This is a genomic window from Klebsiella sp. Q11 (genome assembly GCF_964241505.1).
Lineage (GTDB): Bacteria > Pseudomonadota > Gammaproteobacteria > Enterobacterales > Enterobacteriaceae > Klebsiella > Klebsiella michiganensis.
In genome coordinates this window covers 41,828-57,092 of record NZ_CAXSXW010000013.1, presented here as the reverse complement: position 1 = coordinate 57,092, position 15,265 = coordinate 41,828, and the positions used below count along the sequence as shown (strand labels likewise).

Annotated in this window: 17 protein-coding genes; 4 read left to right on the top strand and 13 right to left on the bottom strand. The window is 57.4% G+C overall.

The annotated features are described in order from the left end of the window. Positions 1-224 precede the first annotated feature (224 nt). The 3 genes from ACESQ2_RS20255 (at position 225) to sseA (ending at position 3,626) form a co-directional block, all read left to right on the top strand. Complete coding sequence (locus tag ACESQ2_RS20255; RefSeq protein ID WP_224260669.1) at positions 225-1,436, top strand: hypothetical protein; 1,212 nt, start codon at positions 225-227, stop codon at positions 1,434-1,436. A 35-nt stretch (positions 1,437-1,471) separates the two neighbouring features. Beyond that, the gene (locus tag ACESQ2_RS20250) at positions 1,472-2,656 is read left to right on the top strand and encodes a M20 family metallopeptidase (RefSeq protein WP_224260670.1); all 1,185 of its coding nucleotides are present in this window, start codon (positions 1,472-1,474) and stop codon (positions 2,654-2,656) included. Between the two features lie 124 nt (positions 2,657-2,780). Further along, positions 2,781-3,626, top strand: coding sequence for a 3-mercaptopyruvate sulfurtransferase (sseA, locus tag ACESQ2_RS20245; protein WP_014230369.1), 846 nt, complete (start codon positions 2,781-2,783; stop codon positions 3,624-3,626). Between the two features lie 39 nt (positions 3,627-3,665). Here the strand turns inward: sseA and sseB are convergent, their stop codons facing one another. The 11 genes from sseB to trmJ form a co-directional block, all read right to left on the bottom strand. Beyond that, positions 3,666-4,442, bottom strand: a complete 777-nt coding sequence (gene sseB / locus ACESQ2_RS20240; RefSeq protein ID WP_048260591.1) for an enhanced serine sensitivity protein SseB — start codon at positions 4,440-4,442, stop codon at positions 3,666-3,668. A 111-nt stretch (positions 4,443-4,553) separates the two neighbouring features. Next, the gene (gene pepB / locus ACESQ2_RS20235) at positions 4,554-5,840 is read right to left on the bottom strand and encodes an aminopeptidase PepB (RefSeq protein WP_014230371.1); all 1,287 of its coding nucleotides are present in this window, start codon (positions 5,838-5,840) and stop codon (positions 4,554-4,556) included. A 106-nt stretch (positions 5,841-5,946) separates the two neighbouring features. Then, complete coding sequence (iscX, locus tag ACESQ2_RS20230; RefSeq protein ID WP_004104502.1) at positions 5,947-6,147, bottom strand: Fe-S cluster assembly protein IscX; 201 nt, start codon at positions 6,145-6,147, stop codon at positions 5,947-5,949. 1 nt (position 6,148) lies between these two features. Next, positions 6,149-6,484 carry an ISC system 2Fe-2S type ferredoxin gene (gene fdx, locus ACESQ2_RS20225; protein ID WP_004104503.1) on the bottom strand — a complete coding sequence of 112 codons (336 nt, stop codon included), beginning with the start codon at positions 6,482-6,484 and terminating at the stop codon, positions 6,149-6,151. Between the two features lies 1 nt (position 6,485). Continuing rightward, positions 6,486-8,336: a Fe-S protein assembly chaperone HscA gene (gene hscA, locus ACESQ2_RS20220; RefSeq protein WP_049069716.1), complete on the bottom strand. Its 1,851-nt coding sequence runs from the start codon at positions 8,334-8,336 to the stop codon at positions 6,486-6,488. Positions 8,337-8,351: 15 nt separating this feature from the next. Beyond that, positions 8,352-8,867, bottom strand: a complete 516-nt coding sequence (hscB, locus tag ACESQ2_RS20215; RefSeq protein WP_004104505.1) for a co-chaperone HscB — start codon at positions 8,865-8,867, stop codon at positions 8,352-8,354. Positions 8,868-8,942: 75 nt separating this feature from the next. Then, positions 8,943-9,266, bottom strand: coding sequence for an iron-sulfur cluster assembly protein IscA (iscA, locus tag ACESQ2_RS20210; RefSeq protein WP_004104506.1), 324 nt, complete (start codon positions 9,264-9,266; stop codon positions 8,943-8,945). 19 nt (positions 9,267-9,285) lie between these two features. Then, entirely contained in the window at positions 9,286-9,672 is a 387-nt protein-coding gene (gene iscU / locus ACESQ2_RS20205; RefSeq protein ID WP_002913991.1) for a Fe-S cluster assembly scaffold IscU, read from the bottom strand. Between the two features lie 26 nt (positions 9,673-9,698). Further along, entirely contained in the window at positions 9,699-10,913 is a 1,215-nt protein-coding gene (gene iscS / locus ACESQ2_RS20200) for a cysteine desulfurase (RefSeq protein WP_004134936.1), read from the bottom strand. Positions 10,914-11,089: 176 nt separating this feature from the next. Beyond that, positions 11,090-11,581, bottom strand: coding sequence for a Fe-S cluster assembly transcriptional regulator IscR (iscR, locus tag ACESQ2_RS20195; RefSeq protein ID WP_004853217.1), 492 nt, complete (start codon positions 11,579-11,581; stop codon positions 11,090-11,092). A 237-nt stretch (positions 11,582-11,818) separates the two neighbouring features. Further along, positions 11,819-12,559: a tRNA (cytosine(32)/uridine(32)-2'-O)-methyltransferase TrmJ gene (trmJ, locus tag ACESQ2_RS20190; RefSeq protein ID WP_025106595.1), complete on the bottom strand. Its 741-nt coding sequence runs from the start codon at positions 12,557-12,559 to the stop codon at positions 11,819-11,821. 120 nt (positions 12,560-12,679) lie between these two features. Between trmJ and suhB the strand changes: the two genes are divergently transcribed. Then, entirely contained in the window at positions 12,680-13,483 is an 804-nt protein-coding gene (gene suhB / locus ACESQ2_RS20185; RefSeq protein WP_004853221.1) for an inositol-1-monophosphatase, read from the top strand. Between the two features lie 54 nt (positions 13,484-13,537). On the opposite strand, the gene ACESQ2_RS20180 is transcribed toward suhB, so the two are convergent. After that, positions 13,538-14,518: a nickel/cobalt transporter gene (locus tag ACESQ2_RS20180; protein WP_368767739.1), complete on the bottom strand. Its 981-nt coding sequence runs from the start codon at positions 14,516-14,518 to the stop codon at positions 13,538-13,540. After that, positions 14,509-15,147: a DUF1007 family protein gene (locus ACESQ2_RS20175; protein WP_368767740.1), complete on the bottom strand. Its 639-nt coding sequence runs from the start codon at positions 15,145-15,147 to the stop codon at positions 14,509-14,511. The genes ACESQ2_RS20180 and ACESQ2_RS20175 overlap by 10 nt, the downstream gene beginning before the upstream one ends. Positions 15,148-15,265 lie beyond the last annotated feature (118 nt).

Genomic DNA, 15,265 nt, shown 5'->3' with positions numbered 1-15,265 from the left:
ATCCTCAGCTATCGATACTTTTTATTCTGAAATCCCACTCTCTCTGCCCATATAAATTGACAAGGCGTGCGCTTTCTATTTATTGTTCGGGATATCATTGCCTTTAAAATATAAATTATTACGCCGGCGATGGTATTGACTGTACGTTCCAGCGTTTACCAGATAACACAACATCAACCCATCTCATATAAATATATATGGGATTAATAATATGGAAGTTATTTATGTCTCAGATGGTCGCACTGTCGATTATTATTTTAATTCTTTATATCGGCGACGTTGTTTCAACCCGCACAAAAGCCTGGATTCCCTCCGTATTTATCTGTGCGGTCCTGTTTTTAATCGGGTACTGGACATTTTTCCCGGCAGATATTATCAGCCGGGCCGGAATCGGCACGCCAGTTGCCATAATGCTGATGTATCTGTTAATCACCAATATGGGCACCCTGCTATCGCTAAAAGAGCTGGCGCAGCAGTGGAAGACCGTAGTCATCTCCCTCGCCGGCATTGCCGGGATCGCGGCGGCGGTCTTTGCGGTGAGCCTGGCGCTGTTCGACCGCAACACCGCGCTGGTCACCATTCCTCCGCTGGTCGGCGGTATCGTCTCATCGCTGATTATGTCGCAGGGCGCGAGCAGCGCCGGACTGGTCGACCTGTCGGTTTTTGCCATTTTGATTTACGTGATGCAGGGGTTTGCCGGATATCCACTCACCGCCATCATGCTGCAGCGCGAAGGTAAAACGCTGCTTGCCCGCTACCGCAGCGGCGAGCACCGACCCGATGACATCGCCGATGAGCACGCGATGCTCACCGTTGGCGAGGAGAAAATGCCGCGCCTGTTCAGTAAAATCCCCGTTAGCTACAACAGCAACTACTTTAAATTCCTGCGGCTGGCGCTGGTTGGCTGTCTGGCCTGGCTTGTCGCCGATCTCGCGAAGCCGATAGTGAATATCAGCCCCTTCGTACTGTGCCTGTTTTTTGGCGTGGTGTTTACCTCGTTAGGCTTTCTTGAAAAGCATATGCTGCATAAGGCGAACGGCTTTGGCTTCGCCATTATGGCATTGATGCTATTTATCTTTGATACCTTAAACAAAGCCACGCCGGAGATGCTGCTGCGCCTGCTTTTCCCGATGGTGGTGTTAATCGCCACGGCGGTGATAGGTATGTTTGTGGTCTCCTGGCTGGTCGGGAAACTGCTTGGCGTCAGCGGCCCGATGGCTTTCGCCATTTCATTGACCGCGCTGTACGGTTTCCCCGCCGACTATATTATTACCAACGAGGCCATCAACGCCCTCACCCATGACGAAAAAGAGCGTCAGATGCTCACCCACCATATGCTGGGCCCGATGCTGGTCGGCGGATTCGTCTCCGTCACCATGGTTTCGGTGGTGTTAGCCGGAATTCTGGTCGGCTATCTGACGCCGGTGCTCGGTTGAGCGCGTTGAATTTTTAGCAAATTATGGAGCCATTGATGATTAACCCTGACATCACCGCGATTATCGCCAGACAAGAACAGGCGATGATCGCTTTTCGCCGCGACCTGCACGCCCATCCGGAACTACCCTGGGAGGAGAAGCGCACCACGGATCGCGTCGCCGCCGAACTGGAGGCTATCGGTATCCCTTACCGCCGCACTCATCCCACCGGAATCATCGCCGACATCATCGGCGGCAAGCCGGGTAAAACCGTGGCTCTGCGCGCCGATATGGATGCGTTACCGGTACTGGAGCTGAACGATCCGCTCGGCTATAAATCACAAACCCCCGGGAAAATGCACGCCTGCGGCCATGACGCCCATACCGCCATGCTGCTGACCGCCGCCCGTGCGTTATATGACGTCCGCGAGCAGCTGGCGGGCAACGTCCGGCTGATCTTTCAGCCTGCGGAAGAGATTGCCGAGGGGGCGAAGGCGATGATTCAGCAGGGGGCTATCGATAACGTGGATAACGTTTTCGGGATGCATATCTGGTCCGGCACGCCGTCCGGCAAAATCTCCTGCAACGTCGGTTCCTCCTTTGCCTCAGCCGATTTGCTGAAAGTGACCTTCCGCGGCCGCGGCGGCCACGGTTCGATGCCGGAGGCCTGCATCGATGCGGCGGTGGTCGCTTCCGCTTTCGTGATGAATCTGCAGGCTATTGTGGCGCGAGAAACCTCCCCGCTGGAGTCCGCGGTAGTCACCATCGGCAAAATGGATGTCGGCACGCGCTTTAACGTCATTGCCGAGAACGCCGTTCTTGACGGTACCGTGCGCTGCTTCAGCCTGGAAGCGCGCCAGCGCCTGGAAACGGCCATTACCCGCTATGCCGAGCATACCGCCGCGGTATATGGGGCGACCGCTCAGATTGACTACTGCTACGGTACGCTACCGGTGATCAACGAAGAGCGCAGCGCGCTGCTGGCGCAGTCGGTTATCCGCGACGCATTCGGCGATGGCGTCCTTTTCAATGAAAAACCGACCACCGGCGGAGAAGATTTTAGTTTTTATATGCAAAATATCCCCGGCGCCTTTGCGCTGCTCGGCTCGGGCAATAAAGAGAAAGGCAGCGACTACGCGCACCATCACGGCTGCTTTAATATCGACGAGCAGGTGATGAAAAGCGGCGCTGAACTGTACGCGCAGTACGCCTGGCGCTACCTGCAGCAAAACGTGTTTTAAGCCAACTCTCCCCCGACGCCGCTCGGGGGAATATCACATTCCCGCCGCCTCTCCTTGAAAATGCCTTGTCGATATCGCAAAAAACAACAACAATCACTCTATTGTTGATGACACGGAGGCACTCATGTCTACCTCGTTTTTTGTCGCTGCCGACTGGCTGGCAGAGCATATTGATGACCCGGAAATCCAGATTATCGACGCGCGGATGGCCCCCCCGGGACAGGAAGAGCGCGATCTTAACGCTGAGTATCAGGCAGGCCATATTCCCGGCGCCGTCTTTTTCGATATCGAAGCCCTCTCTGACCACACCAGCCCGCTGCCGCACATGATGCCGCGCGCGGAGGCGTTTGCCGTCGCCATGCGCGAACTTGGCGTCAGCAGCGATAAGCATCTGGTGGTATACGATGAAGGCAATCTCTTCTCCGCACCGCGCGCCTGGTGGATGCTGCGCACGTTCGGCGTTGAAAAGGTGTCGATTGTCGCCGGTGGGCTGGAGGGCTGGCGCCGCGATGGGCTACCGCTGGAGCAGGGCCTCCCCGAACTGCCGGAAGGTGATTTTGACGGCCGGGTCGATCCGCTGGCGATCAAGCGCCTGACCGATGTGCTGCTGGTCAGCCACGAAGGATCGGCGCAGATCGTCGATGCGCGCCCGGCAGGACGCTTTAATGGCCAGGTGGCAGAGCCGCGACCGGGACTGCGCAGCGGGCATATTCCCGGCGCGCTAAACGTACCGTGGACGGAGCTGGTGATTAACGGCGAACTCAAAACCACCGATGAACTCAACGAGATCTTCGCGCGTCAGGGCGTCGATTTTGAACGGCCGATTATTGCCAGCTGCGGCTCCGGCGTAACGGCGGCGGTCGTCGTGCTGGCGCTCACCACCCTCGGCGTTAACGGCGTTAGCCTGTACGACGGCTCATGGAGCGAATGGGGCGCGCGGACGGATTTGCCGATTGAACCGGCGCAGTAGGCAGTAAAGAGAACAACGGGGGCCTGAGCCCCCGTTGAGTTAAATAATCCGATTGTGCTTAAAGTCGCGCAGGAAGCTGCCCCAGCGCTTTTCATAAAACGGCGTGATGTGGGCGATCATAAAGTGGCTAATCCCCTTTTCCCCCTCCACCACCTGACAGATATCAATCGGCTCGTCGCCGGGAAGCGTATCGGTCGCCACGCTGCCGGTCGCCTGAATAACCTCCTCAATATCGCCTTCCGCTTCAATGCCAATCAGCAGGTTGGCTGGCGCATCGGCGCTGTCTTTGATAGAGCATAAAAACGCGCGCTTCACCGTTTTCAGGGTCTTAAACAGCGCGGTCAGCGAGTCCACCATCTGCGCGGGCGGCTCGACAACCTCAGACAGCAGCAGCGACTCTCCACCTTCAAGCACGGTCTGGGTGCTGAGCGGGCTGCCCTCTTCCCCCAGCAGATGGCTAATCTCACGCGGCGCAAACTCTTTGCCGGTGGCGAGTTTGGCATTGAGATAGAGCGTTTCGCCGAGGGTCATGGCGAACAGCGTGCGCACCGGCATCACCACAAAAGACTGTTCGTCCTCAACGGCCTGCTGCAGCGCTTCCAGCGAGGTGAAAAAAGGAATGACCGATGTGCCATCATCTTTTTCCCAGTGCTGCAGATCCAGCACGCTGTCTTCAACGACCTGCTCGCCCTGAGCGGCGGCTCCGGGTACCCACACGGTAGCTTCCAGCAGCGTACGGAAAAACGCCGGACGATGGCCTGGCTCGGTAGCCGCCTTCTCCAGCAGGGTTTCTAGCTCATTTTTAGTTTCGGACATAGTAGTTCCACAACGAAAATCCCCTCACCCCGGCTCTCTCCACGAAGGAAGCGGGAGAAAGCCGAACGTGACCTCCCCCTGAAACATCAGGGGGAGGGTCAGGGGAAAGGGTTATTCCGCGGTCAGCAAATTAGCAATAGTGCGCACGCCGAGGCCGGTCGCGCCCGCCGACCACTGCTCAACCGCAGATTTGCGGTAGGTCGCCGAACAGTCGATATGCAGCCAGCCTTCATGATAATTCTCCACGAAGTGGGACAGGAAGCCCGCCGCGGTGCTGGCGCCGGCCGGATAGGCCGCGCTGCCGGTATTGTTCAGTTCAGCAAAGTTGGACGGCAGCTGGCCGCGGTGGAACTCAGCCAGCGGCAGGCGCCAGAAAGCTTCGTTTTCAGCCTGCGCGCTCGCCAGCAGGCGATTCGCCAGCGCATCATCAAAGCTGAACAGCGCGTGATAATCATTGCCCAGCGCGGTTTTCGCCGCGCCGGTCAGCGTGGCGGCATCGATGATCAGCGCCGGCTTTTGCGCCGAAGCATCGATCAGGCCGTCCGCCAGCACCAGGCGACCTTCCGCATCGGTGTTCATGATTTCCACGGTTTTGCCGTTGCGATAGTGAATAATATCGCCCAGTTTGAAGGCGTTACCGCTAATCAGGTTATCGGCGCAGCACAGATACAGCTTCACGCGCTTGTTCAGGCCGCGCGTGATGGCGAACGCCAGCGCGCCGGTTACCGTCGCCGCGCCGCCCATATCGGACTTCATCGAGTCCATAAACGCGCTCTGCTTGATGCTGTATCCGCCGGAGTCAAAGGTGATGCCTTTACCGACCAGGCAGGCGTACACCGGGGCTTCTTTGTCGCCGGTTGGGTTATAGTCCAGCGCCAGCAGGACCGGCGGACGCTCGGAGCCGCGGCCAACGGTGTGGAGGCCCAGGTAGTTCTGTTCGCGCAGATCTTCGCCCTTGGTGATGCGATAAGAGACGTTATCGCAGGCCACGCTGCACAGCAGGTCTACCGCACGCTGCGCCAGCTGTTCTGGCCCCAGCTCCTCCGCCGGGGCGTTGATGGTGTCGCGGACCCAGTCAATAATGGTCAGGCGGTTATCCAGTTCGCTTTTCTGCGCATCGTCGAGGGCCGGCCACTCCACTTTGCGGCTGCCTTTCGGGCCTTTATAGCCGGCCCAGAACGCCCATGCGCGATCGGTATCCCAGCCCTCGCCGTCAAGCGCGACATGTTTGATGCCCATGCCGTCAATTTTTCGCGCCGCGCGCTGAATCAAACCGAGGTCGTCTTTGCCGTTCAGATGCAGGGCGATGCCGTCGTTATTAATGCTGTAAGATGCTTTTTCTCCCCAGCGCGCATCGGCTGGCTGAGCGGTAAGCGTAATTTTCATAGCTTCGGTCATTATCATTATCCTTCTTAGCAAACGGGCCGCCGTATGGCAGCCCGTAAAGTTCTTTCGCTCGTTGATTCATCCGGCTTAAACCACCGGATAAATCATGACGCGAAAATTATTCTGCTTCGTCTAACCAGACTAGCAGAATCGCCTCAAGAATTTTTTCATTGGATGCGTTCGGATCGTCATCAAACTCTTCCAGATCGCAAATCCACTGATGCAGATCGGTGAAGCGAACGGTTTTCGGGTCGAGATCCGGGAAAGCGTCGTACAGCGCTTCGCCGATTTCACGACTATCGGTCCATTTCAGTCCCATATTAATGCTCGCGTGCGTGGTTGATGGTGTAACGCGGAATTTCGATGACCAAATCTTCGTCAGTCACCCGCGCCTGGCAGCTCAGACGGCTGTCGGGCTCAAGCCCCCAGGCCTTATCCAGCATGTCGTCTTCATCTTCGGTACTTTCCGCCAGCGAGTCAAAGCCTTCACGCACGATGCAGTGGCAGGTGGTGCAGGCACAGGATTTTTCGCAGGCGTGTTCAATCTCAATACCGCTACGCAGCGCTGCATCAAGAATGGTCTCACCGGTCTCAGCTTCCACAACTACGCCATCCGGACACAGGTCCTGGTGGGGCAGAAAAACAATTTTTGGCATTTTAAACCTCGTCCACGGATTGGCCTTTCAGCGCGATACGGACCGATTGATCCATACGACGTGCGGCAAATTCCTGGGTTTGTGTGTCGATATTTTTAATCGCTTCTTTGATTGCATCGGCATCATCGCCTGCCGCTGCGGCGCGCACTTGCTCCGCGGCGTCATCGATAGCCTGACGCTCTGCGGCGCTTAACAGCGCGGCGTCGGCGGCCAGCGCGCTGACCAGACTTTCCAGTACGCGCGCGGCTTCAACTTTTTGCTCGGCCAGCATACGCGCCTGGACATCCTGTTCGGCGTAGCTCATCGAATCTTTAATCATGCTGGCGATCTCGCCATCGGTCAGACCGTAGGACGGTTTCACCTGGATAGAGGCCTCAACGCCGGTCGATTTCTCCATCGCCGTCACGCTCAGCAGGCCATCGGCATCCACCTGGAAGGTCACGCGAATATGCGCCCCGCCCGCCGGTAATGCCGGAATGCCGCGCAGCGCAAAGCGCGCCAGGGAGCGGCAGTCCTGCACCAGCTCGCGCTCGCCCTGCATAACGTGGATAGACATCGCCGTCTGACCATCTTTGAAGGTAGTGAACTCCTGCGCGCGCGCCACCGGAATGGTGGTGTTACGCGGGATAACCTTTTCCACCAGGCCACCCATGGTTTCCAGCCCCAGAGAGAGCGGAATGACATCAAGCAGCAGCAGTTCGCTGTCCGGCTTATTGCCTACCAGGATATCCGCCTGAATCGCCGCGCCGATGGCGACGACTTTATCCGGGTCGATAGAGGTCAGCGGCGTACGGCCAAAGAATTCGCCGACGCGTTCGCGCACCAGCGGCACGCGGGTCGAGCCGCCCACCATCACCACTTCCAGCACCTCTTGCGCCTCAACGCCGGCGTCTTTCAACGCGCGACGGCAGGCCAGCAAGGTGCGTTTGACCAGCGGGGCGATCAGCGCATTAAACTGGCTACGGGTCACCTCCCCCTGCCAGCCGCCGACGTTCACCCGCGCCGTCTCGGCATCGCTGAGGGCGATTTTCGCCGCGATCGCCGCGTCAAGCAGCTCGCGCTGCAGGCGGTTATCGCTGCGATCGCTCAGGCCAGCCTGCTCGCGCAGATAATCGGCCAGCAGATGATCGAAATCGTCGCCGCCGAGAGCGGAATCGCCGCCGGTGGCCAGGACTTCAAACACGCCGCGGCTCAAGCGCAGCACGGAGATATCAAAAGTACCGCCGCCGAGATCGTAAACCGCGATGACCCCTTCCTGACCGGAGTCCAGGCCGTAGGCTATCGCCGCCGCGGTCGGCTCGTTCAGCAGACGCAGCACGTGCAGGCCCGCCAGACGCGCCGCGTCTTTGGTTCCCTGCCGCTGAGCATCATCGAAGTAGGCCGGCACGGTAATCACCACGCCGTCGAGCTCGCCCGCCAGCGCCTCGGTGGCGCGTTCGGCCAGCGCTTTTAGAATGTCGGCAGATACGCGGATCGGATTGAGCAAACCTCCCGTAGTCTGAATCATCGGCAGGCCGTTTTCGCTGGCCTGCAGCTGATAAGGCAGATGTGGATAGCGGGCCTCGATATCGGCCAGAGAGCGGCCCATCATGCGTTTGACGGAGCTGATGGTGTTGACCGGATCCAGCGCGGCGTTTTGTCGCGCGTCATAGCCCACCGTCAAACCCGAAGCCTGATAGTTCACCACCGACGGCAGCAAATAGCGCCCCTGATGGTCGGGCAGAGTTTCGGCCTGGCCGCTACGCACGGTAGCCACCAGTGAATTGGTGGTGCCCAGGTCGATACCCGCCGCCAGACGTCGCTGGTGCGGCGCGGCGCTCAGTCCGGGCTCACTAATTTGTAATAAGGCCATAATTGCTTCCGAAAATTAAAAATCGAGCAGTTTTTCTTCGAGTTGTTCCGCACTGCTTCGCAGTTTATCGAGAAAACGCAGCTTGCGCACGGTATCCGCCGCCGCCTCCCACGTCTCGTTATTCAGTTGTTCAACCATCAGCTGATGCCGGGTATCAAATTGCGCTTTGACCCGCTTGATAAAGCTTTCCAGCCGCGCTTCATCTTTCGCCTTGCCTATCTCATCGAGCTCTTCGCGCAGTTCCAGCTGTTCCATCAGGAACGCGGTATCGCGCACGGTATGCTGCTCGCTGGCGAGATCGAAACCGTGAAGTGAAAGGAGATATTCGGCGCGGGTCAGCGGATGGCGAAGGGTTTGCCACGCCTGATTAATGGTGGCGGACTGCTGCACCGCGGCGAGCTGTTCGGCCGCGCTGCCGCTGGCGAACTTATCGGGATGATACTGGCGCTGTAGCTCCTGGTACCGGGCAGCCAGGGGTTCTAACGAAAGGGTATAGCTGGCCGGTAACCCGAAGAGGGTAAAATAGTCCATAGCAACCTCAGGGTTAACGAGATAAAGCAAACCCCACTTACGGACGTCCGCAGTGGGGTTTAGATTACATTGCGATTATACGTTAAAGCTTTCGCCGCAGCCGCACTCGTCTTTCACGTTCGGGTTGGTGAACTTAAACCCTTCGTTAAGACCTTCTTTGACGAAGTCCAGCTGCGTGCCGTCGAGGAACTGCAAACTTTTGCCGTCGATCACGACCTTCACGCCTTTGTCTTCAAACACGGTGTCTTCTGCCGCCGGCTCGTCAACAAACTCCAGTACATAAGCCATACCCGAGCAGCCGGAAGTTCTGACTCCCAGGCGCAGACCAAACCCTTTACCGCGGTTGGCCAGAAAGGTGTTGACTCGCGCTGCTGCACTGTCGCTTAAAGTAATCGACATAACAAACCTCAACTCTTAATTATTTTGCTTCACGTTTGCTTTTGTAATCCGCAATCGCGGCTTTAATCGCGTCTTCCGCCAGAATAGAGCAGTGAATTTTCACCGGCGGCAGCTCAAGCTCGTCTGCGATATCGGTGTTTTTGATCGCCTGAGCTTCGTCCAGCGATTTCCCTTTCACCCACTCGGTCACCAGGGAGCTGGAAGCAATAGCGGAACCGCAGCCGTAGGTCTTGAAACGCGCGTCTTCAATGATACCTTCATTGTTGACTTTAATCTGCAACTTCATCACGTCGCCGCACGCCGGTGCGCCAACCATGCCGCTGCCGACGTTTTCGTCGCTATTGTCGAAGGAGCCGACGTTGCGCGGATTCTCGTAATGATCGATAACTTTTTCGCTGTAAGCCATGATGAATTCTCCTTATTGGTGCCGAATTAGTGATGTGACCATTCAATGCTGTTCAGATCCACGCCCTGCTTGAACATTTCCCACAGCGGAGAAAGTTCGCGCAGACGACCAATGGAGTTGCGAACCAGATTGATGGTGTAGTCAATCTCTTCTTCGGTAGTAAAACGACCTAAAGAGAAACGAATAGAGCTATGCGCCAGCTCGTCGGTCATCCCCAGCGCGCGCAGCACGTAGGACGGCTCGAGGCTTGCGGAAGTACAGGCGGAACCGGAGGAGACCGCCAGGTCTTTCAGCGCCATAATCAGCGACTCGCCTTCAACGTAGTTAAAGCTGACGTTGAGAATGTTCGGCGCGCCCTGCTCGAGATCGCCGTTCAGGTAGACCTCTTCCATATCTTTTACGCCGTCCCACAGACGGTTACGCAGGCCGCGCAGGCGGGCCATTTCGCTTTCCATCTCTTCTTTCGCGATACGGTAAGCTTCACCCATACCGACGATCTGGTGGACAGGCAGCGTCCCGGAGCGCATGCCGCGCTCGTGACCGCCGCCGTGCATCTGCGCTTCGATACGAATACGCGGTTTACGACGCACGTACAGCGCGCCGATGCCTTTCGGGCCATAGATTTTGTGGCCGGAGAAGGACATCAGATCAACTTTCAGCTGGCTCAGGTCGATAGGCAGTTTGCCCACGCTCTGGGTCGCGTCAACGTGGTAAATGATACCGCGGGCGCGGCACATCTCGCCGATGGTAGCGATATCCTGCACCACGCCGATTTCGTTATTCACGTGCATAATGGAAACAAGGATGGTGTCATCACGCATCGCGGCTTCCAGCTCTTTTAAATCGATAATGCCGTTACGCTGCGGGGCGAGGTAGGTCACTTCAAACCCTTCGCGCTCCAGCTGACGGCAGGTGTCCAGCACGGCTTTATGTTCGGTTTTGCTGGTGATGATGTGCTTGCCTTTTTTCTGATAAAAGTTGGCTGCACCTTTAATCGCCAGGTTGTCGGATTCCGTCGCGCCGGAAGTAAAAACGATTTCGCGCGGGTCAGCGCCGACCAGCTCGGCAATCTGATTACGGGCGATATCTACCGCCTCTTCAGCCTGCCAGCCAAAACGGTGTGAACGCGAGGCCGGGTTACCAAAGGTCCCGTCCAGGGTCAGGAACTGCATCATTTTCTCGGCAACACGCGGGTCCACCGGCGTGGTTGCGGAGTAATCGAGATAGATCGGTAATTTCATTGCTCTATAAACTCCGTACATCGCTTCAATGCAAGGAATCAGGCAACCGGCTGGATGTACGACCGAGTACACAGGATGTCGGAACATCCTGGCCTGATTCGAAAATCTTTTTTATCTTTTTTACTCAGCTCGTTTCATCTTGCAGCCGATAGCTGCAAGATGAAACTGAACGAGAACTACGCGCGCAGTTTGACGTCGATGGCGTCCTGAGCGCGGGTGCTACGCTGGGATTCATGGTTGTGCTGACGGCCGGAGACATCAAGGATTTCCTGGTTATTCACCAGTTCGCCCAGCGTGATGTTATTCAGAAAACCGGTCAGTCGCTCGCTCAGATCGCGCCACAGCGCGTGAGTCAGACACTTATCGCCGCCCTGGCAGCCGCCTTTACCCTGACAACGGGTGGCGTCAACGGATTCGTCCACTGCGCTGATAACTTCGCCAACCGCGATGCTACCCGCTTCTTTACCTAACAGATAACCGCCGCCTGGACCACGTACGCTGGAAACCAGGCCATTTTTGCGCAGGCGAGAGAACAGCTGTTCCAGATAGGAAAGCGAAATTCCCTGACGCTCTGAAATATCAGCCAACGGAACCGGACCCGATTCAGAGTTGAGCGCAACGTCAAGCATCGCGGTCACGGCATAACGCCCTTTAGATGTCAGTCTCATGTCTTACTTAACCTCAAACTCGCCCCTGCCCGGGCTTTTTATTAATATGGGTATTGCATAGCAAGGGCAAGTCTGACATTCCCGAGTAAATTGGTCAACTATTTACTTGACTGTTTTAGTCAGGTATTTGGCTTTCCGTGCCGTTTCACTTCAGCGCGGCCTGGTGCCCTCGCCCCGGCCCTCTCCCACAAGGAGAGAGGGAGCCCGCAGTACCGCGCCGCCGGGCAACGGCGTGCACTATGACTCTTTATTTTTCTGCTGCTGCTCAATTGACGCCAGCATGCCGCGCAGGATGTTCAGCTCCTGGCTTTCCGGGCGGGCGCGGGTAAACAAACGGCGCAGCTTGTTCATCACCTGGCCCGGGTGGCTGGCGCGGATAAACCCGGTTGCCAGCAGCGTCTGCTCCAGATGACCGTAGAAACGCTCTAAATCATCCACCAGCGGATACGGGGTTTCTTCATGCTCGACAACAGGTTCATTTTGTTCCTGCGCCGCCAGCCAGGCCATACGCACTTCATAGGAGATAACCTGCACCGCCATCGCCAGGTTCAGCGAGCTGTATTCCGGGTTGGCAGCGATTGCCACATGGTAGTGACACTTCTGCAGCTCTTCGTTAGTCAGGCCGACGCGTTCGCGGCCAAATACCAGCGCGATCGGCGCATGCTGTGCTTCGGCAACGCTTTTCAGGCCGCATTCACGCGGGTCGAGCATCGGCCACGGCAGCGTACGGGAGCGCGCGCTGGTCCCCACGACGAGGCTACAGCCCGCCAGCGCTTCATCAAGGGTATCAACGATGTGGGCATTGCCAATGACGTCGCTGGCCCCCGCCGCCAGAGCGATGGCCTGAGAATCGGGTTTGACCAGAGGATTGACCAGCCACAGGTTGGTTAACCCCATGGTTTTCATTGCGCGGGCGACGGAGCCCATATTGCCGGTGTGTGAGGTTTCTACGAGTACGATTCGAATATTTTGCAGCATTATGGTTCTTCGGCTAAAGATTATTCGTGCATGCTATCATAAAACGAAGACATAAGGAGATTTCACTGTTACTATATGCGCCGTTTTTTCCCGTTCTTTAACATCCAGTGAGAGATACCGATGCATCCGATGCTGAACATCGCCGTGCGCGCAGCGCGCAAGGCGGGTAATTTAATTGCCAAGCACTACGAAACCCCTGACTCCGTAGAAACCAGCCAGAAAGGCAGCAATGATTTTGTGACCAACGTCGATAAAGCCGCCGAGGCGATGATTATCGAAACCATTCGCAAATCTTACCCGCAGCACACCATCATCACCGAAGAAAGCGGTGAGCACGCTGGTGAAGATCAGGATGTTCAATGGGTTATCGATCCACTGGATGGCACCACCAACTTCGTCAAACGTCTGCCGCACTTCTCCGTCTCCATCGCCGTACGCATTAAAGGCCGTACTGAAGTGGCCGTGGTTTACGATCCGATGCGTAACGAACTGTTCACCGCGACCCGCGGTCAGGGCGCGCAGCTGAACGGCTACCGCCTGCGCGGCAGCAGCGCTCGCGACCTGGATGGCACGATCATCGCCACCGGCTTCCCGTTCAAAGCAAAACAGCACGCGACCTCTTACATGAACATCCTCGGCAACATGTTCACCGAATGCGCGGATTTCCGCCGCACCGGTTCCGCTGCCCTGGATCTGGCCTACGTTGCCGCTGGCCGGGTTGACGGCTACTTTGAAATCGCGCTGAAACCGTGGGATTTCGCGGCAGGCGAGCTGATCGCCCGTGAAGCAGGCGCTATCGTCTGCGACTTTACCGGCGGCCATAACTACCTGCTGACCGGCAACATCGTTGCAGGCAACCCGCGCGTCGTGAAAGCGATGCTGGCCAATATGCGCGAGCATCTGAGTGAAGCGCTGAAGCGTTAATTTCTCACCGCATGAAAAACCAAAAGGAAGCCGCGGCTTCCTTTTTTTATCGCATTAAAACGGCCGCAGGCCGCCGCCCGATGGCATCGCGCTACTCCACATCACGATGGCCGCCGCCAGTAAAATCACGCCGCCGGCCAGCGCCAGCGTTGCCCAACCGATCTGCTTCCACAGCGCCGGCGCCCGATTCGCGCTCAGCCTGACCGCCAGCTGGCGGAAACCATGAACCAGCAGCGCCAGCGCGCTAATCGTCAGCGAGGTTCCCGCCGCCATCGCCATTGCGGCCGCCATGCCCCAGCCAAATACGCCGATAACCTTGCTGAACAACAGCACCATAATGGCTCCGGAGCAGGGCCGCATCCCCATTGACAGCACGATAGCCAGCCGCGCCCGCCAGTCATCGCCGCTTTGCAGCTGTTCCGGCGCCGGCAGATGCTGGTGCCCGCAGCCGCAGCTGGCGTGATGAACGTGATGCGCGGTGAAGGCGGTGAATGTCGGTCGGCGCAGCAGCATCCGCAGCTTTTTCAGCGCCCGCCAGCACAGCAAAAGTCCCAGCGCGCCGACCAGCAGATAGCTTCCCTTTTCCAGCCAGAAGCTGCTCAGATGCAGCTGTCTTGCCGGCAGCCGCAGCAGCGTCAGTACCACCACCACTAAGACGATGGCCACCAGTCCCTGCAGCAACGAAGCGGCCAGCGTCAGGCCGATGCTCGATTTCAGCTTCGACGGATGGGTTGCCAGCCAGGTGGTTATGACCACCTTGCCGTGCCCCGGCCCCAGCGCATGCAGGATGCCGTAGGCGAAGCTAAACCCCAGCAGCGACAGCCCGGCGGCGGCAGGATTCTCCGCAACCGCCTGCAGAAGCTGACTCAGTTCGACATTCAGCGCGCGCTGCCAGACCGCGCTTTGCAGCAGCACCTGCGGCCAGGCCCGCCATAGCCAGAAGCCAGCTCCGGCTGCCAGCAGCAGAAACAGCGCCAGCGGCCACAGCTGACGCCAGCGCGGCGAACGGCCGGTTTGAGCAAAAATCACTGACATTGCAGCGTCACCTTTTGCGCGAAGTAATTCCCCAGTTCCATATCCTCCGGCGGCGCATCCGCTTTATCCAGCGACTGCGCGTAGGACAACATTTGTTCGTTAGGCTTCGGCGTCATCACTTTTGCCGTGCAGCTTGTCTTCATCGCCGTCGGTAGAGTGAAGTCTGCGTCTTTGTCGTAATACATATCAACATAATAGGTCGGGTCGTAGGTGGAAAAGGTGAAGGTTTGCCCGGCCAGAGGCTGCGGCTTCGCCAGCGGCAGGGTAAAGGTGAGCACCGCCTGATGACCGCTGCGTTCAAGGCCATAACCAGCGGGCCGATTATCAAACTTCACCCGCTGGCCGTTGTGCCATAGCTCGCTGAAATAGTGCTGGCCCAGCACGTTCGCCATCACTTCCGCCGCCAGCTTTTTCCAGATTTCGCTACCGGGTTTAGCGTTGCCCGCATCATAGAGCAGATCGGCGGAGGTGATTTCATCCATCGTCCAGCGCATTTTAAAGCCGGTGAGCAGCCCATTTTCCGCCACGGCCTCCGTTTGCAAACTGATGAAACTGTGCGGATGCGCCGCCGCAGATAGCGATAAAAACATGAAAAACGCTACGCTGACGCATTGTTTCACTCTCTTCATCTGTTCCTCGCGTGAAAAATTCTGTGAACCCCGCCAGCAATCCTGATGTAAAGACCCGGAAATGCCCTGTTCACCCTCAATACATTAACTACTCTTAACGAAAACCCTAACTGGAACT